The organism is Arthrobacter sp. UC242_113 (assembly GCF_044054585.1).
Taxonomy (GTDB): Bacteria; Actinomycetota; Actinomycetes; order Actinomycetales; family Micrococcaceae; genus Arthrobacter.
The window spans coordinates 1,838,581-1,864,638 of sequence record NZ_CP171968.1 but is presented as its reverse complement, the minus strand read 5'-3'; the positions used below and the strand labels follow the sequence as shown (position 1 = coordinate 1,864,638).

Sequence of the window (26,058 nt, the reverse complement as noted above, 5' to 3'; positions counted from 1 at the left end):
GCGTTCAATCAGGTCACATCACACGCTGCGGATGGCAACGACGGCGTTGTGCCCGCCGAAGCCGAACGAGTTGCTGAGCGCGACGATGTCGCCGGCCGGCAGGTCGCGGACCGAAGTCACGACGTCGAGCGGGATCTCCGGGTCCTGGTTCTCGAGGTTGATCGTGACAGGGGCTTTGCGTTCGTGCACCGCCAGTACGGTGAGGACGGCCTCAACGGCGCCGGAGGCACCGAGCAGGTGGCCCATCTGCGACTTGGTGGCCGAGACGGCGACGTTCTCGACGTGATTGCCGAGGGCTGCCTTCAGGGCCGTGTACTCCGGCTTGTCACCGACCGGCGTCGACGTGGCGTGGGCGTTGACGTGGACCACGTCCTCCGCCTGGATGCGGCCGTCGAACATGGCTGCCTTGAGCGCGCGGGTGGCGCCCAGGCCCTGGGGGTCCGGCGCCGTGATGTGGTAGGCGTCGGCGGTCACGGACGTGCCGGCCAGCTCGCCGTAGATCCGTGCGCCGCGGGCGAGGGCATGCTCCTCGGCTTCCAGCACCAGCGCGCCGGCGCCTTCGCCCATGACGAAGCCGTCACGGTCAAGGTCGTAGGGACGCGAGGCGTGCTCGGGATCGTCGTTGCGGCGGGAGAGTGCCTGCATCGAGGAGAACGCTGCCAGCGGCATCGGGTGGATGGCGGCTTCGGCGCCACCGCACATCACGACGTCGGCCTTGCCAGAGCGGATCAGGTCCAGTCCGAGGTGCATGGCTTCCGTACCGGACGCGCAGGCGGAGACAGGGGTGTGCGCACCGGCGCGGGCGCCCAGATCCAGGCTGACAGCGGCGGCCACGCCGTTGGGCATGAGCATCGGAACCGTCATGGGAAGGACGCGGCGGGGGCCCTTCTCCTTCAGCGTGTCCCACGCGTCGAGGAGCGTCCAGACGCCGCCGATGCCCGTGGCGAATGCGACGGCCAGGCGGTCGGGGTCGATTTCGGTGATGCCGGAGTCGGCCCACGCCTCGCGGGCGGCGATGACGCCGAACTGCGTTGACGGGTCCATGCGCTTGGCTTCAACGCGGGACAGGACGTCAAGGGCGGGGGTGGTGCACCGGGCAGCGAAGTGGACCGGCAGTTCGTACTTGGCAACCCACTCATCCTCGAGGGTGCGGGCTCCGGAGACCCCCTTCAGCGCGTTCCGCCACATCGTGGGTACGTCGCCGCCGATGGGCGTGGTGGCACCCAGACCTGTAATGACTACTTTGCGTGTCATGGGATCACTCTCTGTCGGTGCGCCTGCCGTGTCCTGTGCTGCTGGCCGGAGGCCGGAGTGGGTGGCGTGCGGGGAAATCTGCAAAAAATTTAGGGGTGGTGCATCGGCTGGCCGGTCCGGAAAACGCTAGCGTCCGGTCCGGCCAGCCGGGTTCAGCCAATGAAGGCTGGAGCCTGTAGGGCTGACGCCCCGAAGGCGGGTGTCGTACTTATGCCTGGGCGCCGGAGATGAAGTCCACGGCGTCGCCGACGGTCTTGAGGTTCTTGACCTCTTCGTCCGGGATGCGGACGCCGAACTTCTCTTCGGCGTTGACCACGATGGTCATCATGGAGATGGAGTCAATGTCCAGGTCCTCGGTGAAGGACTTGTCCAGCTCGACAGCCTCGGGTGCCAGGCCGGTCTCTTCGTTGACGATTTCAGCCAGTCCGGCCAGGATTTCTTCGTTGCTAGCCATTGTTGGCTCCTTTTCTTGTTATTGCCGGCAGGGGATGCCGGAAATGGGCAAACCGCGGTTGCGGCTTGGTAATCGGAATTGCTACGGAAGGACAACTACCTGGGCGCCGAAGACCAGCCCGGCGCCGAAGCCAATCTGCAGGGCCAGTCCGCCGCTCAGGGCGGGGTTTTCCTGAAGCAGGCGGTGCGTGGCCAGGGGGATGGATGCCGCCGAGGTGTTGCCGGCATCGGCGATGTCCCGCGCAACGGTAACGGTCTCGGGCAGCTTGAGCTTCTTGACCATCTCATCGATGATCCGCATGTTGGCCTGGTGCGGAATAAAGGCCACCAGGTCCTCGGCCTGGACGCCGGCGGCTTCCAGCGCCTGCTGCGCAACCTTGGCCATCTCCCAGACCGCCCACCGGAACACCGTCTGGCCGTCCTGGCGGAGGGTCGGGTAGAGCTCCTGCGCCTCTTCGAGGAGCGCGAGGTCACCGGTGGAGTCGGACCGGCGCGCGGCCATGCCGAGGTCGCGGACATCCAGCATGGAGCGGGTCATGCCGATGGCATCCCACTTGCTGCCGTCCGATCCCCACACCGACGGAGCGATGCCGGGGGTGTCCGACGGGCCGATCACAACGGCGCCTGCGCCGTCTCCCAGCAGGAACGAGATGGTGCGTTCGCGGTTGTCGATGACGTCGGAAAGCTTCTCCGCGCCCACAACGAGGACGTAGGTGGCGGCCCCCGAACGGACCAGCGCATCGCCCTGTGCTATGCCGTAGCAGTAGCCGGCGCAGGCAGCGGAGATGTCGAAGGCAGGGGCAGGCGTGGCGCCCAGCCGGTCGGCGAGGCTTGCGGCGGCCGACGGGGTGGCGTACGGGTGGGTCACCGTGGAGACGATGACGGCCCCGAGCTGGGATGCCTCGATGCCGGCCTTCTCCATGGCCTCACGGGCGGCACCCTCGGCCATGTCGATCACGCTGACGTCGGCGGGAGCACGGTGGCGGGTGACGATGCCGGTACGCTGGCGGATCCACTCGTCGGAGGAATCGATCCACTGGCACACGTCCTCGTTGGTGACCAGGACGTCCGGGCGGTACGCGCCGATGCCCAGGATCCGGGTGTGCTCGTTGACCGGGGTCTGCTTCAATACCGGCGTGCTCATGCCTGTCCTTCCAGTTCTGCGAAGAGTGCAAGGGCCGCGGACAGGTCCTCCGGCGTTTTGACAGCGACAGTCTTGACGCCCGGCATGCCCCGCTTGGCCAGTCCGGCCAGGGTACCCGCCGGTGCGAGTTCGATGACACCGGTGACTCCGCGGTTCACGAGGGTTTCCATGCACAGGTCCCAGCGGACCGGCCGCGAGACCTGGGCGATCAGGCTGTCGACGGCGGCGTTGCCCGCGGTGACCTCCTGGCCGTCGAAGTTGGACAGCAGCGGCACGGCGGGAGCCTGCGGCTGAAGTTCCGGGCGCAGCGCCTCAAGGGCGCTCACCGCGGGAGCCATGTGTGAGGTGTGGAACGCGCCTGCGACCTTCAGTGGAATCACACGCGCCTTGGCCGGCGGATTCTCGGCGAGGGCCTTCAGCTGTTCAAAGGTGCCCGCGGCGACGGTCTGGCCCGCGCCGTTGACGTTGGCGGGCGTTGCGCCGGCGGCTTCAATGGCGGCGAGGACCTCGGCGGGGTCGCCACCCACTACGGCGCTCATGCCGGTGGGGGTGACGGCAGCGGCCGCGGCCATGCTGTTGGCGCGTTCGCGCACAAAGGTCATGGCTTCCTTTTCGGTGAGCACGCCGGCCAGCGCCGACGCCGTGATCTCGCCCACCGAGTGCCCGGCCAGGATGACCGGCAGCGTGTTGAGTTCGACGTCGAACAGCGATTTGGCGGCCACCAGCCCCGCCGCGACGATGAGCGGCTGCGCGACGGCGGTGTCCTTGATGGTTTCCTCGTCAGAGGTGGTCCCGTGTGCAGTGAGGTCGATACCTGCAATTTCGCTCAGGGAGGCCAGATGGCCTGCTACGGAAGGCAGTTCCAGCCACGGGGCCAGGAAACCGGGGGTCTGTGAGCCCTGTCCAGGGCAGACGATTGCAAGCACGTATCCAGCTTTCCAAATTACCGGGTGATTCATTGGTGTTTCCGTACACCAACCTCACGGGGTCAGATTGTAGGAAGTCTACAACGGTTCAGTTCGTGTTCCGCACGGCAACACGCTCGACGGCGGGCTTCGGGGGAGTGGAAAGCCGCCCCACCACAAGGGCTGCCTGGAGCACGAATGCCTCGCGCGGCAGCAGCGGATCCCAGCCTGTCACGTCACAAACCCGCTTGAGCCGGTACCGCACGGTGTTGGCGTGGACGAAGAGTTCCCGAGCTGTCGCCTCGAGTGAATGTCCCAGTTCCAGGTAGGTGCCCAGCGTTTCCACCAGTCCGTTCGATGCCGCCAGGAGCGGCCGGTAGATGTTCTTCACCAGAGACCGCCGGGCGGCGTCGTCCCCGGAAATGACCCGTTCCGGCAGGAGATCGTCGGCCGCCACCGGGCGCGGGGCGGCGGGCCACGCCCGGGCGGCGGTGAGCCCGGCGAAGGCTGACTGCGCCGAGCTGCTGGCTTCCAGCAGGGAGCTGGCCTCCGCCCCGTACACCACCGGACCGGGCGCGAACATTTCGCTGAGCTTTACATACGCGGTTTCCCGGTCGTGTACGCCGCCCAGGATCAGGATGAGGCGGTCACCCTGGATGCCCACGAGGGCATCCTCGGCGTACCGGCCTGCCATGCGGCGCAGTTCGCTCACGTAGCTGGCGCTGGGTTCCGAGGGCGAGTTCCCCACCATCACGGTGAAACGTTCCTGCGCCTTCCAGCCGAGGGCGGCGATCCTGGAACGCAGTGCGTCGGTATTTTCGCCGCGCAGGATGGCGTCCACGATCAGGGCTTCGAGCCGGGTGTCCCAGGATCCCCGGGATTCCGCGGCCCGGGCGTACACGTCGGCGGCGGCAAATGCCACTTCGCGCGAATACCGGAGGACTGCTTCGCGCAGGGAGGGCTGGTCCGCTTCGGGAGCGATCACCGGGACCTGGTCCTCCACCACTTCCACGACGATCCGGATGAGCTGAAGCGCCTTTTGCAGGCTGATGGACCGGGTCAGTTCCGTCGGGGCAGTACCGAAAACGTCGGAAAGAATCCAGGACGGAGAACTGGGGCGCTCGTACCAGGTGACGAACGCGGCGATGCCGTTCTGCGCCACGAGTCCCAGCGCGGAGCGCTCGTCCGAACTGAGCCGGCTGTACCACGGCAGCGATTTCTCCAGCTGGCGCATGGTGGTGGTGGACAACTGGCCGACGCTGGCCCTGAGCTTTTTCAGGGTCTCCGTCTTCTCCGGAGTCATGGTCCGGGAGGACGGTTTGCGCGGTGCAGGGGCAGGGGACGGCTCGGGCATGATTCGAGCATACGGTGCCTGCGGAACAAGCTCCATTTTGTGCAAAGGCTACAACTGGGGTTGTGCTCCGTCACAACCCCGCAGGTGCTACCGGAAGCACCCCAAACGACGGCGGCGGCCCCCACCATTGGTGGGGGCCGCCGTCGTTCGTTTTAGGCTGGGGCCACGCCCGCAGGGTTCCCTGGCCGAGCTTGCGAGGCGAGGGTGCGGGTGGGGATTATCTGGACAAAAACTCCCCGGGGCGGGCGGGGACTAGGACTCGCCTCCGGCGTTGCCCGTGGTGCCGGCGTTCACGTTGAGCAGGCGGTACTTCTCGATTGCCTGCGCCGGTGCCTGTCCGTCAACCTCACCCTTGGCTGCAAGCAGCTGCAGGGTCTTCACAACGACAGAGTGGGTGTCGTTTTTGAAGAAGCGGCGGGCGGCGGCGCGGGTGTCGGAGAAGCCGAAGCCGTCGGCGCCGAGGGTGGCGAAGTCGTTCGGGACGAACTGGCGGATCTGGTCCGGGACGGCTTTCATGTAGTCCGAGACTGCGACGACGGGGCCCTGGGCGCCTTCGAGCTGTTTGGTGACGAAGGGCTGGCGGGCGTCCTTGCCGGGGTTGAGGAAGGCTTCCTCTTCGGCGGCGAGGCCGTCGCGGCGCAGTTCGTTCCAGGAGGTGACGGACCAGACGTCGGCGGAGACGGCCCAGTCTTCGGCGAGGATCCGCTGGGCTTCGAGGGCCCAGGGGACGGAGACGCCGGAGGCGAGGATCTGGCTCTTGGGGCCTTCGGTGGTGGAGGCCGCGAGCTTATAGATGCCCTTGAGGACGCCTTCGACGTCGAGGTTCTCCGGTTCGGCGGGCTGGACGATCGGCTCGTTGTAGACCGTGATGTAGTACATCAGGTTGCGGTCGGTCGAGTCGTGCCCGTACATGCGCTCGAGGCCGTCGCGGACGATGTGGCCCATTTCGTACCCGTAGGCGGGGTCGTAGGTGACCACGGCGGGGTTGGTGGAGGCCAGCAGGGGGGAGTGTCCGTCGGCGTGCTGGAGGCCTTCGCCGGTGAGGGTGGTCCGTCCTGCGGTGGCGCCGATGATGAAGCCGCGGGTCATCTGGTCGGCGGCGGCCCAGAAGGCGTCGCCGGTGCGCTGGAAGCCGAACATGGAGTAGAACACGTAGACCGGGACCAGGGGCACGCCGTGGGTGGCGTAGGCGGTTCCGGCGGCGGTGAAGGCTGCCACGGCGCCGGCTTCGTTGATGCCGGGGTGGATCAGCTGGCCCTGCGCGGATTCCTTGTAGGCCAGGACGAGGTCGCGGTCCACGGACAGGTAGTTCTGGCCCTTGGGGTTGTAGATCTTCGCCGTCGGGAAGAACGCATCCATGCCGAACGTGCGGGCCTCATCCGGGATGATCGGCGCGATGTGCTTGCCGAAGTTCTTATCCCGCATCAGGTCCTTGAGCAGGCGGACGAACGCCATGGTGGTTGCGGCCTGCTGCTTGCCCGAACCGCGCTTGGCCACCTCGTAGGACTTCGCCTCGGGCAGCTCGATGTCAGAGTGCTTCGAACGCCGTTCCGGAACAGAACCGCCCAAGGCGGCGCGGCGCTCGAGGAGGTACTTGATTTCCGGTGCGTCCGTGCCCGGGTGGAAGTACGGCGGCCGGTAGGGGTCCTTCTCCAGCTGCTCATCCGTGACCGGGATCCGCAGGTGGTCGCGGAACTTCTTCAGGTCGTCGAGGGTGAGTTTTTTCATCTGGTGGGTGGCGTTGCGGCCTTCGAAGTGCGGGCCCAGGCCGTAGCCCTTGACCGTTTTGGCCAGGATCACGGTGGGTTTGCCCTTGAATTCGGTCGCGGCCTTGTACGCGGCGTAGACCTTGCGGTAGTCGTGCCCGCCGCGCTTGAGGTTCCAGATCTCGTCATCGGTCAGGTCCGCGACGAGGTCCTTGGTGTGCGGGTCCTTGCCGAAGAAGTGCTCGCGGACGAACCCGCCGGATTCGGCCTTGTAGGTCTGGTAGTCCCCGTCGGGGGTTTCGTTCATGATCTTCACCAGCGACCCGTCGGTGTCGCGGGTGAGCAGGTCATCCCATTCCCGGCCCCAGACGACCTTGATCACGTTCCAGCCCGCGCCGCGGAAGAACGCCTCGAGTTCCTGCATGATCTTGCCGTTGCCGCGCACCGGTCCGTCCAGGCGCTGGAGGTTGCAGTTGATCACGAAGTTCAGGTTGTCCAGGTTCTCGTTCGCGGCGAGCTGGAGCAGGCCGCGGGACTCGGGCTCGTCCATTTCGCCGTCGCCCAGGAACGCCCAGACCTGCTGGTCGGCGGTGTCTTTCAGGCCCCGGTTGTGCAGGTACCGGTTGGACTGGGCCTGGTAGATCGCGTTCATCGGGCCGATGCCCATCGACACGGTCGGGAATTCCCAGAAGTGCGGCATCAGCCGCGGGTGCGGGTAGGAGGAGAGGGCGTGGCCTTCCTTGGACTTTTCCTGCCGGAACCCGTCCAGGTCCTCCTCGGACAGCCGGCCTTCCATGAACGCCCGGGCGTACATGCCCGGGGACGCGTGGCCCTGGAAGAACACCTGGTCCCCGCCGCCGGGGTGGTCCTTGCCGCGGAAGAAGTGGTTGAACCCGACCTCGTACAGGGTCGCGGCGCCGGCGTAGGTGGAGATGTGCCCGCCGACCCCGATCTCGGGCCGCTGCGCCCGGTGCACCATCACGGCCGCGTTCCAGCGCATGTAGGCCCGGTAGCGGCGCTCGTACTCCTCGTTGCCCGGGAACTGCGCTTCCTGGTCCACCGGAATGGTGTTCACATAGTCCGTGGTGGTCACCATCGGAACCCCGACGCTCTGCGCGCCGGCACGCTGCAGGAGACTGCGCATGATGTATTGGGCACGCTCCGTGCCCTGTTCCCTGATCAGCGCATCCAGGGACTCAACCCACTCGGCGGTCTCTTCCGGATCACGATCAGGCAGCTGGTTAGTCAACCCGCTGAGGATATGGGAGGTATCTTCTCCTGCAGCCACGTCCAACCTCTCTTTGCGCGCATTCATCGGCGCACTCAGGTCCGGCAGGGTAGCTGCCCGGCGTGAACGCGTCGTGTGCGTCGTATCGGTTACAACAGCCCGGTCATGTGCGCCGGGCAGGGTTTTATCTCGTGTGTATGACTGCCTATTAGTGCGGGACGGTTGCCCCGCTAGGCATAGTTGTCAACAGTCACTGTAGCTCCGACGGCTGGCGGATGCGTAGCCGCGCTTGAACCCTCCGCCCTATTTGACCGTCATACTTGTTGTGTGACGCACAATAAGCCGCACCGCGGCGCCCGTAGCTTGAAGCACACGCCCAAAGGGTGTTGGCTTGGAGTAATCGAAATCACCATGCACAGGAGGAACACGTGAGCGAGGCCGACGCCGCCACTTCGGTAAATGTGGCGGAAAAATTGGGTTTCAAGGACGGGGATCTAATTCAGGAGTTCGGTTACGACGACGACGTCGACCTTGACTTGCGTGATGACATAGAGGATCTGACGGGCTCGGAACTTCTGGATGAGGATGATCACGACGTCGTGGATGCCGTGATCTTCTGGTGGCGGGACGGCGACGGAGACCTCGTGGACACGCTGGTCGACTCGCTCACGACGCTCACCGAGGGCGGCGTGGTGTGGGTCCTCACGCCGAAGTCCGGACGCGCCGGATATGTCTCGCCGTCGGACATCCAGGACGCGGCACCCACCGCAGGGCTGCACTGCACCACGTCCGCGGGCGTTTCCAAGGACTGGAGCGCCACTCGCCTGGTGACCAGGAAGAACAAGTGACCGGACAGGCCGCCGTCGCATCGGCGGACCTCGCCGGAGTGCCCGAGGTTGGGCAGCAGGCGCCAGACTTCACCCTGCTTAACCAGTTCGGTGAGCCCGTCCGGCTCGCCGACTTCCGCGGACGCAACGTGGTGGTTGTTTTCTACCCCTTCGCGTTCTCCGGCATCTGCACGGGCGAGCTGTGCGAGATCAGGGACAACCTCGCAGTCTTCGAACATGCCGGCGCCGAGGTGCTGGCGGTCTCGGTGGACAGCAAGTTTGCACTCCGGGCGTACGGCGAGCAGGAAGGCTACGAATTTAGTCTGCTGGCCGACTTCTGGCCGCATGGCGCCGTTGCGGAAAAGTACGGCGTGTTCGACGAGGAAAGCGGCATGGCAAGGCGCGGAACGTTCATCATCGACGCCGGTGGAACAGTCCGCTACGTCATTGTGAATCCGCGGGGACAGGCCCGTGACCTCGCCGAATACCGCCGCGTTCTGGCAGAGCTGGCCGAGGGTTAGGCGTCAGGGCCAGCCAATGGATCAGCGGCGGACCGGCATCGGCCTGACAGGCTTCGCCAGTCTGCCTTCGGCCGCGCCCGCCGAGTCATCGGCCGGTGACCTCGAAGTGCTGGGCGGCATCCGCGACGTACTGGCCGGGCTGCCCCTGGCACTTCTGACGGGGGCAGGGCTCAGTACCGACTCCGGCATACCGGACTACCGCGGACCGGATTCGCCCCCGCGCTCACCCATGACCTACCAGGAGTTTGTGGCCGACGCGGCCAACAGGCAGCGCTATTGGGCGCGCAACCACATCGGCTGGTCCCACCTGAGGCGAGCCAGCCCCAACGCGGGCCACGCCGCCGTCGCCGTCCTGGAGCAGCGTGGGCTCCTAACGGGACTCATTACCCAGAACGTGGACCGCCTCCACGAGGACGCCGGAAGTGTGAACGTGGTGGACCTTCACGGACGCTTCGACCAGGTGGTTTGTCTGGAGTGCCGCCGCACGTATTCACGGCAGCTGCTCGCAAAGGTTCTGGAGGAGCTGAACCCGGACTTCCTTGACCATGCCATGAAGTCCGGACTTGTCGAGATGGCTCCCGATGCCGACGCCACAGTGGAGGATCTGCGGCTGATCCGGAGCTTCGTGGTTGCCCGCTGTCCCGCGTGCGGCGGCGTCCTAAAGCCGGACTTTGTGTACTTTGGCGAAAACGTCCCCAAGGAGCGCGTGGAGCGCGCATACGCAATCGTGGATGAAGCCGAAGCCCTGCTTGTTGCCGGTTCCTCACTCAGCGTCATGAGCGGGCTGCGATTTGTCCGTCACGCCGCCAAGCAAGGCAAGCCCGTTGTCATCATCAACCGCGGCCACACGCGAGGCGACGACCTTGCCACGATCAAGCTGGAGGCCGGGGTCGGTGAGTCCCTTGCCTGGCTGGCAGATGAATTGCCCCCGCTCCCGGTTGCCTGACCCGATTGGCATTTTCGGGCGCCGTTCGGGTAGAGTTTATGTTCGTTGGTTGGCGCGCTTCGGTGCGAATAACCTCGCTTTGGGTCTTTAGCTCAGCTGGTAGAGCGCCACGTTTACACCGTGGATGTCATCGGTTCGATCCCGGTAGGACCCACCTTGAAAACCCCGTCCGGCCAAGCGTTCAACTTGGTCGGACGGGGTTTTGTCTTTAATGTCTGAGCCCGGCCATAACCTGCGGGCATGGAACACGTACTTGTAAGGACCGCTGCCGACGGGCAGCCGGACGCTGTCATCCGCGGCGGCCAGGAGTGGACCGTGGGCGCGGAACCGCTGCGATGGTTTGAACGCGTCAGCTGGTGGGAGGCGGAGCGCCGGATGCCGCTGGGACGTAGCCGCGTCGACGTCGAAGTGTGGCGGCTGCAGACCCGGCTGGGGCGAAACGCGGGATCGGCGCTGACCACCATGGAGATTATCCGCGACGGGCTCGGCGGCGGGTGGAGACTGCGGAGCGCGGTAGCGGACAACACCACCGCGGGAACTGGCGTCGCGGTTGCGGCCTGAGCAGCAGGCTTGAGCGCTGGTCACTCAGGAAGGCAGGAGAACCAGAAAGGCCGGAGAACCAGAAAGGCCTGAATCTTAAGGGGCCTGGAAATGGATAAGCCTTCCACCGCGACTATTGGGGGATGCCGCGGTGGAAGGCTTGAAATTGAATATACCGTGAACATTCGGAAACACGAAACCATTGGGAAGGTTGCTTCGGGTGTTCCTTGCCCAGGTGGTTGACCACGCACGGCCTTCAGCCGCGGCCGCCCAGCCAGTATGATGGTATGTGTTCAGTTGACTGGACGCTTTGGCATCGTCGCCGGTGTTCGCGCGCGATGCAGTCTGCCAACCCCGCTGTCTGAGCGCGTACCGAAAAGGAGAATCATGGCCGATTCCCGCACCCCCAAAGCCAATGACGGATTGGGCAGCGCGTCCCCGGCGCCGGCCGTCACGCGAGCCGCGGCCGTCCTGGAGTCGCTTGCGGCGTCAGCCACGGGCCGGCTTACCCTCAGCGACCTCGCCCGGGACCTCGGAATCCCCAAATCTTCCACTTCCAACCTCCTGCTGGCCCTCGAGGAGGCCAGGCTGATCAGCAGGCAGGGCGCCGAGTACACGCTGGGGCGCAAACTCGTTGAACTGGGCGCCGCCTATCTCAGCAGGCTCGATGAAGTCCAAGAGTTTTACCGTTTCTGCGAGCAGGCGCCCACGCTGTCAGGTGAAACAGTGCGCATTGCCATGCTGGACGGCACCAACGTCATCTACCTGGCGCGCTACGAGGGCCATCCCGCCGTACGCCTGACATCCAATATCGGCGACAAGATGCCGGTGTCCCTCTGCGCCGTGGGCAAGGCCCTGATCGCCAGGCTTCACGACCACGACATCGAGGCCATGTTCCCTGACGATACGGAGCTTCCCGTGCTGACGCCCAAGTCATTGCGCACGGGTGCGGAACTGAAGGCCCAGCTGGAGCAGATCAGGGAACAGGGTTATGCATTTGAAGATGAGGAATCCACCACAGGTGTGGTGTGCCTCGCCGTGACTGTACCCACCCGGGGAGCGCATGGCCCCAGTCTCGGCCTGTCCGTCACCGCATTGAAGGCAACCTACTCGCAGGAGCAGGGCGCGCAGATGGTCAAAGAGCTCAATGAACTGGCCAGATCCCTTGGCAACCCTATGGGCTAGGTGAAATACAGGCGCTATTGGCTACTCGTTCATCATGTTGTACGCTGTTCAACATAGTGACCGACGCAATGGTGGTGTCACTACTCACCAGGCCAACGGGGGCCTGGTGTCCTTGAGGGAGTGCTAGTGACAACTCGTACTGATTCACCGCTTGCTGATGCGGACGGCGCCGTCGTCGAATCGGAACAGCTGCGAAGGGCAACACTTGCCAGCTCCGTGGGCTCCGCTCTGGAGTACTACGACTTCTACATTTACGGCCTGGCTTCGGCCCTCATTTTCGGGCCGCTGTTCTTCAAGCCGCTCGGCGACGAGGGTGCGCTGATCGCATCATTCGCCACGTATGGCGTGGGCTTCGCTGCCCGGCCCTTCGGTGGCATCGTCTTTGGCTACATTGGGGACCGGTTCGGCCGGAAAATGGTGCTGATCCTGACCATCGGCCTCATGGGTACCGCCAGCTTTGCGATCGGCCTGCTGCCGACCTTCGAGCAGGCAGGAATGCTGGGTGCGGTACTCCTGGTCATCCTCCGGATCGTCCAGGGCCTCGGTGCCGGTGCGGAGCAGGCCGGCGCAACAACGCTGATCTCCGAAGTGGCGCCGCGCCGCCGTCGTGGTTTCTTTGCTTCCCTGCCGTTCGTGGGGATCCAGCTGGGCACCCTCCTGGGTGCGGGGACCTTCGCCGTCATCGCGACCGCTGACAAGGCAGTCCTCGAAGGCTGGCTCTGGCGAGTGCCCTTCCTGGCCAGTGTGCTCCTCATCGCCGTCGCGGTGTTCATCCGCCTGCGGCTCAAGGAAACTCCGGTGTTCCAGGAGCTGGAGAAGCACAAGAACGTCGTCAAGAACCCCGTGGGCCAGCTGTGGAAGCACTCCAAGAAGAACGTCCTGGTGGGCATCGGCCTCCGCATGGGCGAGAACGGAAACTCCTCCATCTATTCGGCGCTGCTGGTGGCGTTCCTGGCAGCCCCGGCCGGCGTTTTCCCCGGCGACAAGTTCATCGGACCGGTGGGTCTCCTGATCGCTGCAGGTTTTGCCGCCGTCATGGTGGTGACGTTCGGCGCCCTGTCCGACCGCTTAGGCCGCGTCCCGGTCTACCGCTACGGCGCCCTGTTCCAGGCTGTCATCGCCTTCCCGGCGTTCTACCTGGTGACCCTTGGCAACGTGACCCTGGTGTGGGTTGTCATGGTGGTTGGCATCGCGCTCGGCGTGCAGTCCATGCTGGGGCCGCAGTGCCCCCTGCTGCCTGAACTGTTTGGATCGCAGTACCGGTTCACGGGGGTCGCCATGGCCCGCGAACTCTCTGCAGTGATGGCCGGCGGGCTCGTTCCGCTGGTCGGAGCGGCACTGCTCGCTGCCACTGGCTACTCCTGGCTGGTCCTGGCGATCTATTCGCTGGTCCTTGCCCTGATCTCCTTCGTGAGCACCTTCTTCACGCCGGAAACCAAGGGCCGCGACCTCGTGGCAATCGAGGACGCCCGCTAGAAAGGCGCAGGGCTTCGAAGCCACACAGCGCGAACGTACACCTGCGGCCCCTCCCGAGAACCGGTTGGGGCCGCTGGTGTACGTTCGCGCTTCGGTGCTGGGGCCGCAAGTGTACGTGCGCGCTCGGGGGCGGAGTGCAAAACAGAAGAGCCGGGCAACCTTTCGGCTGCCCGGCTCTCCGGTGTCTCCTGCTGCTGCGGAACTTTCGCGGAACCGCTTAGTAGAAATGGACCGTATCCACGAGGTGGGGGAGCTCGCCGCCGTCGAGGAATGTCCTGAGGTTGCTGCAGAAGCGCTCGGCGATCAGGCGGTTCTCGGCTGCGCTCAGCGCCGAGGTGTGCGGCGAGACCATGACGCGCGGGTGGTTCCACAGCGGGCTGTCCTGCGGCAGCGGCTCGACGGCGAACACGTCCAGGCAGGCGTAGGCCACTTGGCCGTTCTCCAGCGCCTCGAGCAGCGCGTCCTCGTCCACCACCGTTCCGCGGCCAACATTCACGAAGACCGTGCCGGGCTTCATGGCCGCGAAGACCTCGCGGTTGAAAAGCCTCTCCGTGTACGGCGTGCCCGGCAGGGTGTTCACCACGGCGTCGGCGGAGGCGAGCAGCCCGGCCAGTCCGTTGTTGTCCGCCACTTCCTCAATGCCGTCGATCGGCTCCACGGAACGCTTGGTGCCGCTGACCTTCATGCCAAGTGCGCGGGCAATGCGGGCGGTTTCCAGCCCGATCTCCCCAAGCCCGGTGACCACCAGCGAGGAGCCGTTGACCAGCTTGGTGGGTATCCGCAGCTCCGGCCACTCCTTGGCGGCCTGGTCCTGGGCGAGCTCCGCGGTCCGCTTGAAGCCATTGAGAATTCCAAGCGCCGCAAATTCGGCGAGGGGCAGGGCGTGCACGCCTGCGGATGTGGTGACCTTGAACTTGTTCAGGGTTTCGGCGTCGAGGCCGGAGGCCTTGACCGCTCCGCCGGCGCCTGCCGCCATGGCGTGGATCCACTGCAGGCGTGGGTTTACCCTGGCGATCCGTGCCAGGCCGGCCGGGCTTTCGTTTGGGAAGCCGTACAGCACGTCGGCCTTGCCCAGCATCTCCCAGTAGCGCTCCTCCTGCTCAGGGGTGCGCTTGAAGCCGGGGTCACCGGCGTGGTCCGCGGGGAACCTTTCGGGCGGCAGCAGGTGGGGCTCGTAAAGGACGGTCACGGAGGGATCTACGGCGCGGATGCGTTCCACGAACTCGGCTTCGAGCGGGACGGCGATCGCGACGGTGGTTTCAGTCGTCATGGTGTTCATCATACTGAATGACGACTAGGATACTGAACAGGTTTCCAAGAATTGTCCAGTCATGGATCGGGCCTACATCCGACCACAACGAAGTGAGGTTCCGTTGCAGATGAGAATACCGAGAGCAGGCTTCGTGGGCCTGGGCCTGATGGGGGCGCCGATGGCGGCGAACCTGGTACGGAAGGGCTGGGCGGTTAGGGCGTGGAACCGGTCGCCTGGGGCGGTGCAGGTTTTCCGCCGGCTCGGTGGATCCGCCGCAAACAGCGTGGACGAGCTCAGGGACGAGCCGGTGATCGTCTTCATGCTGCCGGACCTTGCCTACATTGAGGACGCGGCATCCGGACTCCTCGCGAGCTGGCAGTCAGCACCGCCGGCGGCCGGCACCGCAGTGGTGGTCATGAGCAGCGTTTCCCCCACCGCGGTCAAGGCTTTCGGGCAGAGGGTCCAGGAGGCCAGTTCAGGCCACGCGGTGGTGCTGGACGCGCCGGTAAGCGGCGGGACGAAGGGTGCGATCGATGGCACGCTGGCCATCATGGCCGGCGCGGACCGCGACGCCGACTTCCGCCGGCTGCTTCCGCTTTTCGAGGCCATGGGCACCATCGTGCGGCTCCTGGGTCCGCTCGGTGCCGGATCGCTGGCTAAGGCGTGCAACCAGTTGGTGGTCGGAACGACGACGGCGGCACTCGCCGAAGCGGCCGAACTCGCCGAACGGTCAGGCGTCGATGTCGCGGCCCTCTACGAGGTCCTGTCCGGCGGCCTCGCCGGCAGCCGCGTCCTGGACCAGGTGGGGCCGCGGATGGCCCGGAAGGACTACACCCCCACCGGCCCGGCAAAGTTCATGCACAAGGACCTGTCCTTCGTCGTGGAGTCGGCCGACGCCGCCGGGACCGCCGTCCCGATGGCGCGGGCCGGCGTGGAACTTTATGCCGAACTGAAACGCCAGGGCCTGGGGGACCAGGACCTGGCCGTGGTGCGGCAAACCATTTCAAATCTCAGCAGGACGGGCGCCGTGAGCGCCGCAGAAGGGACCTCTTCATGACTTCACTTTTTGATTTGACCGGGCGGGTTGCCTTGGTGACTGGTTCGAGCCGGGGGATTGGTAATGCGTTGGCGCGGGCGTTGGCTGATGCGGGTGCGACGGTGGTGTTGAACGGTGTCAATGCTGAGCGGTTGAAGGCTGCGGAGGCGGTGATGGCCGCTGAGTACGCGCCGGGCCGGGTGCACAGTGTGGCGTTTGATGTCACGGACGATGCTGCTGCCGCGGCCGGTGTGGCGTGGGTTGAGGAGCAGGTGGGCCCGTTGGAGATCCTGGTGAACAACGCCGGGATCCAGCACCGGGTGCCGATGCTGGAGCTGGACGTGAAGGACTGGGAGCGGGTGATCTCCACGGACCTGACCAGCGCGTTCCTGGTCGGGAGGGAAGCGGCCCGGCACATGATTCCGAGGGGTCACGGGAAGATCATCAATATCTGTTCGGTGCAGACGGACCTGGCCCGGCCCACGATCGCCCCGTATGTGGCGGCGAAGGGCGGGTTGCGGAACCTGACGCGGGCGATGACCGCGGAATGGGCTGCTGCGGGGTTGCAGATCAACGGGATCGCGCCGGGGTATATCCATACCGAGATGACGCAGAACCTGGTGGATGATGAGCAGTTCAATTCCTGGATCCTGGGCCGGACCCCGGCCGCGCGGTGGGGCACGGTCCAGGACCTGGCGGGCCCGGCGGTGTGGCTGGCCTCCAGTGGGTCTGATTTCGTGAACGGGCAGACGATCTTTATCGACGGCGGAATGACGGTGGTGGTCTGATGACACACACAACAACTTCAACAACAGCAGCAGCGGCAGAAACGGCAGCAGCGGCAGAAACGGAACTGCCGGTCTCGGGTCCGGCGGTGGTCGCGCACGCGAAGGGGGACCTGCGGATCGATGATGTCCCGCTGCAGGCCCCGGCCCCGGACGAGGCCGTGGTCGAGGTGCTGTACGGGGGGATTTGCGGGTCGGACCTGCATTACTGGCTGCACGGCGCGGCGGGCGAGTCGATCCTGAAGGCGCCTTTGGTGCTGGGCCATGAGATCAGCGGCCGGGTGGTCAGGGCCGCGGCGGACGGTTCCGGCCCGCGAGCGGGCACCCCGGTGGCGGTGCACCCGGCCACCCCGGGACCCGGCGCGGGCCCGGACGCCCCACGGTACCCGGCGGACCGGCCGAACCTGTCCCCGGGGTGCACGTATCTGGGGTCCGCGGCGCGGTTCCCGCACACGGACGGGGCGTTCAGCCGGTACGTGAACCTGCCGGTGAGGATGCTCCGGGCCCTGCCCGAAACCCTGGACCTGCGCACCGCCGCCCTGATTGAGCCGGCGTCCGTGGCGTGGCACGCGGTGGCCCGGGCCGGGGACGTGGCCGGCAAGACCGCGCTGGTGATCGGGTCCGGCCCGATCGGGGCGCTCGTGGTCGCGGTCCTCAAACGTGCCGGAGCGGCCCGGATCGTCGCGGTGGACATGCACGCCAAACCGTTGGAGATCGCGACCGCGGTGGGCGCGGACGAGGTCCTGAACGCTGCCGATGGTGAGGCGATCGCCAGGGTGCAGGCCGACGTCGTGATTGAATCCTCCGGGAACCACCACGGCCTGGCCTCCGCGATCCAGGGCGCGGCCCGGGGCGGGACCGTGGTCATGGTCGGGCTGCTGCCCACCGGCGCGCAGCCGGTCCTGATCTCCCTGGCCATCACCCGGGAACTGGACCTGCGCGGCTCGTTCCGGTTCAACGACGAAATCGACGAGGTCATCACCGCCCTCGCCGACGGCACCCTCACCATCGGCCCGGTCATCACCCACGACTACCCTGTCACCGACGCCCTCGAAGCCTTCGACATCGCCCGCAACTCCGCCCAATCCGGCAAAGTCCTCCTCAACTTCGCCGGCTAAACCTGCTAGGCGGACTGCGTCCGCCGCTGCAGCGGAACGAATACCCTCGGCTGCTCGACCCAGACGGGCTCCATTTCCGAGATGGTGCGGCGCATGATCCTGCTCGACGCCTCGCGGGCCTCCGCTGCGTTGCCCCCAAAGATGGCTTCGGCCACATCCAGGTGCCACTGCAGCGTGAGGTCCCGGGGCCGGTCGGGCATGAGGCCGTGCACCGTGCGGCCGGTGAGGGTTTCGGCCACCTGGCCCACGAGGTTCGCAAACATCTCGTTGCCGGAGCCGCTGAGCAGCAGGGAGTGGAACTGGATGTCCAGTTCCAGGAAGCGCGGCACGTCGCCGGCCTGGCCGGCGTCGCGCATGGCCAGTGCCACGTCGAGCAGTTCCTGCCGCAGCTCCTGCGGTGCGTTGGCCGCTGCGAGTTCGGCGGCCACGGGCTCGACGGCGGAGCGGAGCTCCGCGAGGGACCGCAGCTGGGCCCCGCGCCCTTCCCCGGCCAGCCGCCAGCGGATGACGAGCGGATCGAACGGGTTCCAGCGGTGCGCCGGCAGGACCTTGATGCCTACGCGCTTGGTGGTCTCCACCAGGCCTAGCGACTGCAGCACGCGGACAGCTTCCCGGATCACGGACCGGGACACCTGCAGTTCGTCCTCCAACTGCTCCGCCAGCATCACATGCCCTGGCGGGAGGCTGCCGTCGACGATTCTGGTACCCAGGTGCTCGACGGCACGGTGGTGGAGGCTGGTTGACATAGTGGTAAGCATAATCGGGCCGGCAGGCTTTGTTCCCCGCAGCCCGGAGGAGTCTGGACGCCCCCGGAGGGGCACGTCATAGACTCTTTATGGCGCGGCTGGCGTCCAAGGAGTGGTCACCCGCTTTCGCACTCGTCGTCGAATATATATGCTTTATTCACAGCCCACTTTTCTAAAAGCATGTTCCGCGGCACCCGCGGACGCAATGCACACATGTTGCACACACTGAATTGGAGTTTTTGATGTCAGCACACATCGGTGTCACCGGCCTCGCGGTGATGGGCGCCAACCTCGCCCGCAACCTGGCCCGCAACGGCTTCACCGTTGCCCTGCACAACCGCTCGGTTGAGAAGACCGACGCCCTCCTCGAAAAACACGGCACGGACGGCGACTTCGTGCGCACCGAAACGCTGCAGGAGCTGGTGGACTCCCTGGAGAAGCCGCGCCGCGTGCTCATCATGGTCAAGGCCGGCAAGCCGGTTGACGCCGTCATCGACCAGCTGGTTCCGCTGCTGGAACCGGGCGACATCGTGATCGACGCCGGCAACTCGCACTACGAGGACACCCGCCGCCGGGAATCCGCGCTGGCCGAGAAGGACCTGCACTTCGTGGGCGTTGGCGTCTCGGGCGGTGAGGAAGGCGCCCTCAACGGCCCGTCCATCATGCCCGGCGGCTCAAAGGAGTCCTACGACGCCCTCGGCCCGCTGCTGGAAAAGATTTCCGCCAAGGTTGACGGCCAGCCGTGCTGCGCCTGGATCGGCACCGACGGCGCCGGCCACTTCGTCAAGATGGTGCACAACGGCATCGAATACGCCGACATGCAGGTCATCGGCGAAGCCTTCGACCTCCTGCGCTCCGGCGCCGGCATCGAGCCTGCCGAACAGTCCAAGATCTTCGCCGACTGGAACAAGGGCGAGCTCGCCTCATTCCTGATCGAAATCTCGGCCGAGGTCCTCGGCCATGTGGACGCCAAGACCGGCAAGCCGTTCGTCGACGTCGTCGTGGACGCTGCTGGCCAGAAGGGCACCGGCCGCTGGACGGTCATCTCCGCGCTCGAACTGGGCTCCCCGGTTTCAGGCATCGCCGAATCTGTTTTCGCCCGGGCCCTGTCCTCCCAGGCGGAGCAGCGCAAACTCGGCCAGGAGCTGCTGGCCGGCGAGGAGATCGCCGTCGAGATCCCCGAGAACTTCGTCGAGGACGTCCGCCAGGCACTGTACGCCTCCAAGCTGGTCTCCTACGCCCAGGGTCTGGACATGCTGACTTCCTCCGCCAAGGAATACGGCTGGGACCTCAAGCTGGACGAGATCGCCTCGCTGTGGCGCGGCGGCTGCATCATCCGTGCAGAGCTGCTCAAGGAAATCACCAAGGCCTACGCCGCCGAGCAGAAGCCGGCCAACCTGCTGTTCGCCCCGGCCTTCACCAAGGCCATCGCCGAAGCACTCCCGGCCTGGCGCCGCGTGGTGGCCACCGCCGTGCAGCTCGGCATCCCGGTTCCGGTGTTCTCCTCCTCGCTGGCCTACTACGACGGCCTGCGCCGCAAGCGCCTAGCCGCCGCGGTCATCCAGGGCCAGCGCGACCTGTTCGGTGCGCACACCTACGGCCGCGTCGACGCTGAGGGTACGTTCCACACGCTATGGGGCGAGGACAAGTCCGAGGTCGAGGCAGTGGACACCCACTAGCCACACCCTCGGCATAACGCAGGAACGGCCGGCCCTCCCGGATACTCTGGGAGGTGCCGGCCGTTCTGCGTCCGGCTCCAGCCGTTCTAGACGACGACGAACCGCCCCTGGCCGGTTTATCCCGAGGAGTGCCGAGTGTCCCAGCCCGTAGCGATTGTCACCGGAGCCTCCACCGGAATCGGCTTCGAGTCGGCGAAGCTCCTCAGCTCCAGCGGATTCATTGTCTACGCAGGAGCCAGGCGGGTGGAAAGGATGGAACCGCTCAAGGTGCAGGGGATACGCGTCCTGCCGCTGGATGTCACGGATGACGCGTCCATGCAGGGCCTGGTGGCCACGGTCACCCGGGAGAAGGGGCGGATCGACGTCCTGGTGAACAACGCCGGGTTCGGCTCCTTCGGTGCGCTGGAGGAGATGGAGTTGGCGGAAGGCCGCCGGCAGTTCGACGTGAACGTCTTCGGCCTGGCGCGGATGACGCAGCTGGTCCTGCCCTCCATGAGGACTGCCAAGCGGGGCAGGATCATCAACATTTCCTCCATTGGAGGCAAGTTCTATGAGCCGCTCGGCACCTGGTACCACGCCACCAAGTTCGCGGTGGAAGGCCTCAGTGACGCGCTGCGGCTGGAACTGAAGCCGCACGGGATCAGTGTGTCCATCATCGAGCCCGCCAGCACCGTTACGGAGTGGGGCGGGATTGCGGCCGAGGGGCTGCTGGCCAGCTCGGGCGGCGGGCCGTACGCGGCCCAGGCCAGGGAGATGGCCGCCGTGCTCGCGTCCACGGGGAGGCCTGCGACGTCCACCCAGCCCGCCGTCGTCGCCGGAGCGGTGCTGCAGGCCGCCACCGCCGCCCGTCCGCGGACCCGCTATCCGGTGGGCAGGGGCGCCGCTGCCATCACGGCACTGCGGCGGCTCCTGCCCGACCGGGTCTACGACCTGGCGGTGACAGCGGTGCTGAAACGCGTCGCCCGCTGAGCCTGCCGGCGCCTAAAAGCACCAAGAGGCACAGCCGCCCAACGTGAGGATCAGATCCGGTATTCGATGTAATACTCGGCGGGGTCCACGGCGGGTTTGGTTTCCCGCAGGGCGTCGCGGTGCCGCCAGCTCGCGGGGATGCCGGTGATGATGGACTCCGGCGGGGCGTCCTTGACCACGACGGCGTTCGCCCCCACGGCGCTGTCGTTGCCGATGGTGATCGGTCCCAGGACTTTGGCCCCGGCGCCGATGGTCACGCGGTCCCCGATGGTGGGGTGGCGCTTGACCTTCGCGAGGGAGCGGCCGCCGAGAGTGACGCCGTGGTAGATCATGACGTCCTCGCCGATCTCGGCCGTTTCGCCGATGACCACGCCCATGCCGTGGTCAATGAAAAAGCGGCGTCCGATCGTGGCGCCCGGATGGATCTCGATGCCCGTCAGGAAGCGTGCCAGCTGCGAAATGAGCCGGGCGGGGAACCGCGTGGACGGGTCCTGCCACAGCTTGTGCGTCAGGCGGTGCGCCCAGATGGCGTGAAGCCCCGAGTACGCGAAAAAGTTCTCAAAAGAACCTCGAGCCGCCGGGTCGTGGGACCGGGCGGCGTCGAGGTCTTCCTTAAGTCTTGCGAAGAAACCCACAAAGATCTTTCTACAGGAAACGGAAAGCGGCTGGCTAAGGTCTAGCCCCGGATGTCGTCATAGAGCACGGTGGAGATGTAACGCTCACCGAAGTCGCAGACGACCGCCACGATCAGCTTGCCGGCGTTTTCCGGGCGCTTGGCAAGTTCGAGGGCGCCCCACACGATGGCGCCGGAGGAGATGCCGCCCAGGATGCCTTCCTTGATGCCGAGGTCGCGGGCCACGGCCACGGAGTCCTCCAGGGTGGCGTCGAGGACCTCGTCGTAGACGTTGGTGTCCAGGAGTTCCGGGATGAAGTTGGCGCCGAGGCCCTGGATCTTGTGCGGGCCGGGGGCGCCGCCGTTCAAAATGGCGGAGTCCTTGGGTTCAACGGCCACGATCTGGACGTCCGGCTTGCGCTCCTTCAGGACCTGCCCGACGCCGGTGATGGTCCCGCCGGTGCCGATGCCGGAGACAAAGATGTCCACCTTGCCGTCGGTGTCGGCCCAGATTTCCTCGGCCGTGGTTTCGCGGTGGATCTGCGGGTTGGCCTCGTTGGCGAACTGCTGGGCCCAGATGGAGTTCTCCGTGTTGGCGACGATCTCCTGGGCCTTCTCCACGGCGCCACGCATGCCCTCGGAACCCGGGGTCAGCACGATCTCGGCGCCGAAGGCACGGAGCATCACACGGCGCTCGGTGGACATGGTCTCCGGCATGGTCAGGATGACCTTGTAGCCGCGGGCTGCGCCCACCATGGCCAGGGCGATGCCGGTGTTGCCGGAGGTGCCTTCGACGATGGTTCCGCCGGGCTTCAGCGCGCCGGACTTCTCGGCGGCGTCGATGATGGCGACGCCGATACGGTCCTTAACGCTGTTGGCCGGGTTGTAGAACTCAAGCTTGACCGCAACAGTGGCGTCCAGGCCTTCCGTCAGGCGGTTGAGCTTGACCAGCGGGGTGCCGCCCACCAGCTGTGTTACATCGTCGTAGATCCGTGCCATGTGTACTTGCGCCTATCTCTCAGGGAGGAATACTTTGGTCAGCCTAACGAGGGGGTCAGCGCCACTGCTACGCATTAAGCCATGCAGAGTAATATTTCCGGGCCTTGGCCAGCTTCGGGTTAATAATGACCTGGCAGTACCCCTGCTCCGGGAACTTGGCGTAGTAGTCCTGGTGAATGTTCTCCGCCGGATAGAACACAGGGAGCCGGCTCACCTCGGTCACAATCGGCCGGGACCATAACGCTTGGTTCCGTTCGATCGCCTCCTCGAAGAGGATCTTCTGCTCGGTGGTCTCATAGAACATCGACGAGCGGTACTGCGTGCCGACGTCGTACCCCTGCCGGTTGAGGGTGGTGGGGTCGTGCAGGGCGAAGAACATGTCCAGGATGACTTCGGCAGGGATGACGTCCTCATCGAAGGTCACGGCGACCACCTCCGCGTGCCCCGTGGTGCCGGAGCAAACGGAGTAGTAGTCCGGGTGGCGCTCATGGCCGCCGGTGTACCCCGAAACCACCGACGTGACGCCTTTCGTTTTCTGGTAGACGGCGTCCAGGCACCAGAAACAGCCCCCGCCAAGCACAAAAGTTTTCAAGTCCTCTTTATTCATGTCCTCTTTAATGGTTCGCGGGCGTCAATGATTCCCCAGCCAACCCTAGGGTCATATACCGGGCAGAGGCCAGAGCCGACTGTAGGGTAAAAATATGAGTATGGAACCTGTGAACAGTGACGTTGCAGCGGAACCGGAAGACGCTCCCGACGCCGCGGAGTCACCCGCCGCTGCAACCCTGGGGCAGCTCATGCTGGCCGTGGAGGAACTCTGGCCGGAGTCGCTGGCAGAGTCCTGGGACGAGGTGGGCCTCGTGGCCGGGCATCCGTCCGCTGAGGTCACGCGCGTCATGTTCGCCGTGGATCCCACCATCGAGGTCATCGACGAGGCCATCGAATGGGGCGCGGAGCTGCTCATCACCCATCACCCGCTGCTCCTCAGGGGCGTGACCTCGGTTGCCGCCAACACCCCCAAAGGCAGGGCCGTCCACCGCCTGATCGAATCCGGAACGGCACTGCTGACGGTCCACACCAACGGCGACTCAGCAGTGGGCGGCGTTTCCGACGTCCTGGCCGACGCCCTGGGCCTTGAAAATGTGTCGCCGCTGACCCCCGCAGCCGACGGCCTTCCCGAGGAAGGCATCGGGCGGGTCGGGGACCTGAGCGAGTCCATGACCCTGGGCGCTTTCGCCGCGCGGGTTTTCGGCATCCTCCCGTCGGTGGCGGGCGGCGTGCGCGTGTCCGGGGACAAGGACGGGCTCGTGCAGCGGATCGCGGTGTGCGGCGGGGCCGGGGATTCCCTCTTTGACGAGGTTCGTGCCAGCAATGCGGACCTGTATGTCACCGCTGACCTTCGCCATCACCCGGCCTCGGAAGCCAGGGAGGCTGCGGTCAATGACCGCCCGTACCTCATCGATGTCTCGCACTTCGCCAGCGAATGGCTGTGGCTCCCGGCCGCGGCCGAAGCGCTGGGCAACGTGCTCGCGGACCAGGGCCTCGACGTCGAAATACGGGTCAGCACCACCAACAGCGATCCATGGGACTTCATACTGACCCCCGGCTAAGCCTGGCGCGCGAAGTCCATCGCAGGGCCCACGCCCGCGAGGGGCCCGCACCGAGCGCAGCGAGGTTTGGGAGCCGGTGGGGATGCGTAGCGAGGCTGGGGAGCGCGTTAGGCGCTAGAGTCTAGAAAACCCCCGACGGGGTGCCGGCCAGGAGCCGGATGGATCAAGCGGAGGTAAAACGTGGCCAAGGCAGCACCGGCTGAACAATTGAAGTTGCTCGAGCTCCAGGGCCTGGACGCCCGGCTGAAGTCGCTGTCCAACCGCCGCCGTGCCCTTGAATCCGATCCCCGGATCACCGATCTTGAGGCGGCCCTCAGCGTTGCCAACGGTGAGCTGGGCGCCGCGAAACTCGCCGTCCACGACGCCGAAGCGGAACTGAAGCGGGCCGAGGCCGACGTGGAGCAGGTGGCTACCCGGATCGAACGGGACGAGGCAAAGCTCAACAGCGGAACCGGCCTCTCCAAGGACCTCGTCGCGCTGCAGAAGGACATTGCCTCGCTCAATAAGCGATGTTCAGACCTGGAGGATGTGGAACTCGAGATCCTCGAGCGCCTGGATGTCCTGCGCGAACGCCAGGCGGCCCAGCAGAGCATCGTGGACGATATCCAGGGCTCCTTCGGCGGGATCCGTGCCGAGCTCGATGAGCAGCTGGCGGAGGTCAACGCTGAAGAGACAGTAGTTCGGGGCCAAAGAGCAGAGTTCGCCGCAGGGCTGGACGCCGGAATGCTTACGGTCTACGAGAAGACGCTGGCCCGGCGCGGAGTGGGCGCGGCGCGGCTCTTCCACGGCACGTCCGAAGGTTCCGGTATGCAGCTGAGCCCCGGCGACCTGGCCGAGATCAAGGGCGCCGCCGAGGACGAGATCGTGTTCTGCCCGGACTCCGGCTGCATTCTGGTGCGCTCTGCCGAGTGGGTCTGACCGCCTCACCCAACTGCCAGCTAGTTGGGCAGGATGACGTTCAGGGCGTGGGCCTTGCGCGCCGTGCCCGGAACAAGTTCGGCCTGCCACTTTTCGGCCGCGGCCTTCCGCAGCTGCTCCGGCGTTGCCGGGGCCTTGCCCCGCCGCGTCAGCAGGTGCCGGGCCAGCTCGCCCCGGGTGTGCTTGGCGAAGTGGCTGACCACCTTGCGGGCGCCGTTCACCTCAGTGAACACGTTGACCGCCACGGTGTCTGCCAGCGGGGGAGTCCAGGCGGCGGCATAGGTGCTGGACCGGCAATCGACCAGGAGCTGGCCGCCGGCGACCTCGCCGAGGGCGTCGGTAAGCTGCGGTTTCCAGAATGAGGCGAGGCGTCCGACGTCGGGCAGTGCCGTTGACATGGACAGCCGGTAGGCGGGCACGGAATCGGCGAACCGGATGGCGCCCCACAGTGCGGAGATGACCAGCACCGACTCATCCGCCCGGCGCCGCTGTGCCGGTGTCATCGACCCGTAGCCCAGGGCGTCGTACAGCACGCCCGAATACACCTGGTGCGCCGGGGCCGCCGGTTCGGCGTGGAGCCGGGTGTTGCGTTCGACGTCGTCCTTAAGCGAGGCGCCGACGCCCAGCAAGGCGAGGGCGTCCTCGTGCGAACTCACTGTCCCCAGCGCGTCGAGCACCTTGGCCCGGTAGGTGTTCAGCACGGGAAAACTCAACGAAGCCCAGTCCATGGCGTCACCGCGGACGGCCGGAGTCTTGCCTTCGGATGGGGGGAGCAGAATCAGCACCGTACGATC

The 26,058-nt window shown here is 66.0% G+C and carries 25 protein-coding genes and 1 tRNA gene; 14 read left to right on the top strand and 12 right to left on the bottom strand.

The window, feature by feature from the left end:
- Positions 1-18: 18 nt before the first annotated feature.
- From fabF to aceE, 6 genes are all read right to left on the bottom strand, one after another.
- The gene (gene fabF, locus ACHMXB_RS08370; RefSeq protein ID WP_395404388.1) at positions 19-1,254 is read right to left on the bottom strand and encodes a beta-ketoacyl-ACP synthase II; all 1,236 of its coding nucleotides are present in this window, start codon (positions 1,252-1,254) and stop codon (positions 19-21) included.
- A 208-nt stretch (positions 1,255-1,462) separates the two neighbouring features.
- Positions 1,463-1,708: an acyl carrier protein gene (locus tag ACHMXB_RS08365; RefSeq protein WP_190602322.1), complete on the bottom strand. Its 246-nt coding sequence runs from the start codon at positions 1,706-1,708 to the stop codon at positions 1,463-1,465.
- 81 nt (positions 1,709-1,789) lie between these two features.
- Complete coding sequence (locus ACHMXB_RS08360) at positions 1,790-2,851, bottom strand: beta-ketoacyl-ACP synthase III (protein ID WP_395404385.1); 1,062 nt, start codon at positions 2,849-2,851, stop codon at positions 1,790-1,792.
- On the bottom strand, positions 2,848-3,777 hold the full coding sequence (locus ACHMXB_RS08355; protein ID WP_395404383.1) for an ACP S-malonyltransferase: 930 nt from the start codon (positions 3,775-3,777) through the stop codon (positions 2,848-2,850). Before ACHMXB_RS08355 ends, ACHMXB_RS08360 begins: the two co-directional genes overlap by 4 nt.
- Before the next feature lie 88 nt (positions 3,778-3,865).
- Positions 3,866-5,110, bottom strand: a complete 1,245-nt coding sequence (locus ACHMXB_RS08350) for a PucR family transcriptional regulator (protein ID WP_395404381.1) — start codon at positions 5,108-5,110, stop codon at positions 3,866-3,868.
- A gap of 252 nt (positions 5,111-5,362) precedes the next feature.
- Complete coding sequence (gene aceE / locus ACHMXB_RS08345; RefSeq protein ID WP_395404379.1) at positions 5,363-8,131, bottom strand: pyruvate dehydrogenase (acetyl-transferring), homodimeric type; 2,769 nt, start codon at positions 8,129-8,131, stop codon at positions 5,363-5,365.
- 341 nt (positions 8,132-8,472) lie between these two features.
- Here aceE and ACHMXB_RS08340 point away from each other — a divergent pair, with 341 nt between their 5' ends.
- The 7 genes from ACHMXB_RS08340 (at position 8,473) to ACHMXB_RS08310 (ending at position 13,539) form a co-directional block, all read left to right on the top strand.
- On the top strand, positions 8,473-8,892 hold the full coding sequence (locus tag ACHMXB_RS08340; RefSeq protein ID WP_236803745.1) for a DUF3052 domain-containing protein: 420 nt from the start codon (positions 8,473-8,475) through the stop codon (positions 8,890-8,892).
- On the top strand, positions 8,889-9,392 hold the full coding sequence (locus ACHMXB_RS08335) for a peroxiredoxin (RefSeq protein WP_395404377.1): 504 nt from the start codon (positions 8,889-8,891) through the stop codon (positions 9,390-9,392). Before ACHMXB_RS08340 ends, ACHMXB_RS08335 begins: the two co-directional genes overlap by 4 nt.
- A gap of 16 nt (positions 9,393-9,408) precedes the next feature.
- Positions 9,409-10,338 carry an NAD-dependent protein deacetylase gene (locus ACHMXB_RS08330; RefSeq protein WP_395404375.1) on the top strand — a complete coding sequence of 310 codons (930 nt, stop codon included), beginning with the start codon at positions 9,409-9,411 and terminating at the stop codon, positions 10,336-10,338.
- 81 nt (positions 10,339-10,419) lie between these two features.
- Positions 10,420-10,492, top strand: a tRNA-Val gene (locus ACHMXB_RS08325).
- Positions 10,493-10,578: 86 nt separating this feature from the next.
- The gene (locus ACHMXB_RS08320; RefSeq protein ID WP_395404373.1) at positions 10,579-10,899 is read left to right on the top strand and encodes a hypothetical protein; all 321 of its coding nucleotides are present in this window, start codon (positions 10,579-10,581) and stop codon (positions 10,897-10,899) included.
- A gap of 366 nt (positions 10,900-11,265) precedes the next feature.
- Positions 11,266-12,063, top strand: coding sequence for an IclR family transcriptional regulator (locus ACHMXB_RS08315; RefSeq protein ID WP_395404371.1), 798 nt, complete (start codon positions 11,266-11,268; stop codon positions 12,061-12,063).
- A 126-nt stretch (positions 12,064-12,189) separates the two neighbouring features.
- Positions 12,190-13,539 (top strand): MFS transporter, encoded by a 1,350-nt coding sequence (locus ACHMXB_RS08310; protein ID WP_395404369.1) that lies wholly within the window; start codon positions 12,190-12,192, stop codon positions 13,537-13,539.
- Positions 13,540-13,756: 217 nt separating this feature from the next.
- On the opposite strand, the gene ACHMXB_RS08305 is transcribed toward ACHMXB_RS08310, so the two are convergent.
- On the bottom strand, positions 13,757-14,821 hold the full coding sequence (locus ACHMXB_RS08305; RefSeq protein ID WP_395404367.1) for a D-2-hydroxyacid dehydrogenase: 1,065 nt from the start codon (positions 14,819-14,821) through the stop codon (positions 13,757-13,759).
- A gap of 97 nt (positions 14,822-14,918) precedes the next feature.
- Here ACHMXB_RS08305 and ACHMXB_RS08300 point away from each other — a divergent pair, with 97 nt between their 5' ends.
- The 3 genes from ACHMXB_RS08300 to ACHMXB_RS08290 are packed head-to-tail and all read left to right on the top strand — an operon-like array spanning position 14,919 to position 17,730.
- Entirely contained in the window at positions 14,919-15,848 is a 930-nt protein-coding gene (locus tag ACHMXB_RS08300; protein ID WP_395404365.1) for an NAD(P)-dependent oxidoreductase, read from the top strand.
- The gene (locus tag ACHMXB_RS08295) at positions 15,845-16,615 is read left to right on the top strand and encodes an SDR family oxidoreductase (RefSeq protein ID WP_395404363.1); all 771 of its coding nucleotides are present in this window, start codon (positions 15,845-15,847) and stop codon (positions 16,613-16,615) included. The genes ACHMXB_RS08300 and ACHMXB_RS08295 overlap by 4 nt, the downstream gene beginning before the upstream one ends.
- Positions 16,615-17,730, top strand: coding sequence for an L-idonate 5-dehydrogenase (locus ACHMXB_RS08290; protein WP_395404362.1), 1,116 nt, complete (start codon positions 16,615-16,617; stop codon positions 17,728-17,730). Before ACHMXB_RS08295 ends, ACHMXB_RS08290 begins: the two co-directional genes overlap by 1 nt.
- A gap of 5 nt (positions 17,731-17,735) precedes the next feature.
- On the opposite strand, the gene ACHMXB_RS08285 is transcribed toward ACHMXB_RS08290, so the two are convergent.
- Positions 17,736-18,476 carry a FadR/GntR family transcriptional regulator gene (locus ACHMXB_RS08285; RefSeq protein ID WP_190602360.1) on the bottom strand — a complete coding sequence of 247 codons (741 nt, stop codon included), beginning with the start codon at positions 18,474-18,476 and terminating at the stop codon, positions 17,736-17,738.
- A 242-nt stretch (positions 18,477-18,718) separates the two neighbouring features.
- Here ACHMXB_RS08285 and gndA point away from each other — a divergent pair, with 242 nt between their 5' ends.
- Together gndA and ACHMXB_RS08275 are read left to right on the top strand one after the other, a co-directional pair.
- Complete coding sequence (gndA, locus tag ACHMXB_RS08280; protein WP_102972232.1) at positions 18,719-20,155, top strand: NADP-dependent phosphogluconate dehydrogenase; 1,437 nt, start codon at positions 18,719-18,721, stop codon at positions 20,153-20,155.
- A gap of 135 nt (positions 20,156-20,290) precedes the next feature.
- Positions 20,291-21,124, top strand: a complete 834-nt coding sequence (locus tag ACHMXB_RS08275) for an oxidoreductase (RefSeq protein ID WP_395404359.1) — start codon at positions 20,291-20,293, stop codon at positions 21,122-21,124.
- Positions 21,125-21,174: 50 nt separating this feature from the next.
- Here the strand turns inward: ACHMXB_RS08275 and epsC are convergent, their stop codons facing one another.
- From epsC to msrA, 3 genes are all read right to left on the bottom strand, one after another.
- A complete protein-coding gene (gene epsC / locus ACHMXB_RS08270) occupies positions 21,175-21,759 on the bottom strand; it encodes a serine O-acetyltransferase EpsC (RefSeq protein ID WP_111905560.1) in 585 nt (194 codons plus the stop codon).
- A gap of 41 nt (positions 21,760-21,800) precedes the next feature.
- The gene (gene cysK, locus ACHMXB_RS08265; protein ID WP_111905561.1) at positions 21,801-22,736 is read right to left on the bottom strand and encodes a cysteine synthase A; all 936 of its coding nucleotides are present in this window, start codon (positions 22,734-22,736) and stop codon (positions 21,801-21,803) included.
- A 67-nt stretch (positions 22,737-22,803) separates the two neighbouring features.
- Positions 22,804-23,328 (bottom strand): peptide-methionine (S)-S-oxide reductase MsrA, encoded by a 525-nt coding sequence (gene msrA, locus ACHMXB_RS08260; RefSeq protein WP_395404356.1) that lies wholly within the window; start codon positions 23,326-23,328, stop codon positions 22,804-22,806.
- Between the two features lie 115 nt (positions 23,329-23,443).
- On the opposite strand from msrA, the gene ACHMXB_RS08255 reads away from it, so the two are divergent.
- Positions 23,444-24,346 carry a Nif3-like dinuclear metal center hexameric protein gene (locus tag ACHMXB_RS08255; protein ID WP_395405191.1) on the top strand — a complete coding sequence of 301 codons (903 nt, stop codon included), beginning with the start codon at positions 23,444-23,446 and terminating at the stop codon, positions 24,344-24,346.
- A 180-nt stretch (positions 24,347-24,526) separates the two neighbouring features.
- On the top strand, positions 24,527-25,264 hold the full coding sequence (locus ACHMXB_RS08250; RefSeq protein WP_395404354.1) for a zinc ribbon domain-containing protein: 738 nt from the start codon (positions 24,527-24,529) through the stop codon (positions 25,262-25,264).
- A gap of 20 nt (positions 25,265-25,284) precedes the next feature.
- Here the strand turns inward: ACHMXB_RS08250 and ACHMXB_RS08245 are convergent, their stop codons facing one another.
- Positions 25,285-26,049 (bottom strand): YaaA family protein, encoded by a 765-nt coding sequence (locus ACHMXB_RS08245; RefSeq protein WP_395404352.1) that lies wholly within the window; start codon positions 26,047-26,049, stop codon positions 25,285-25,287.
- Positions 26,050-26,058: the final 9 nt, after the last annotated feature.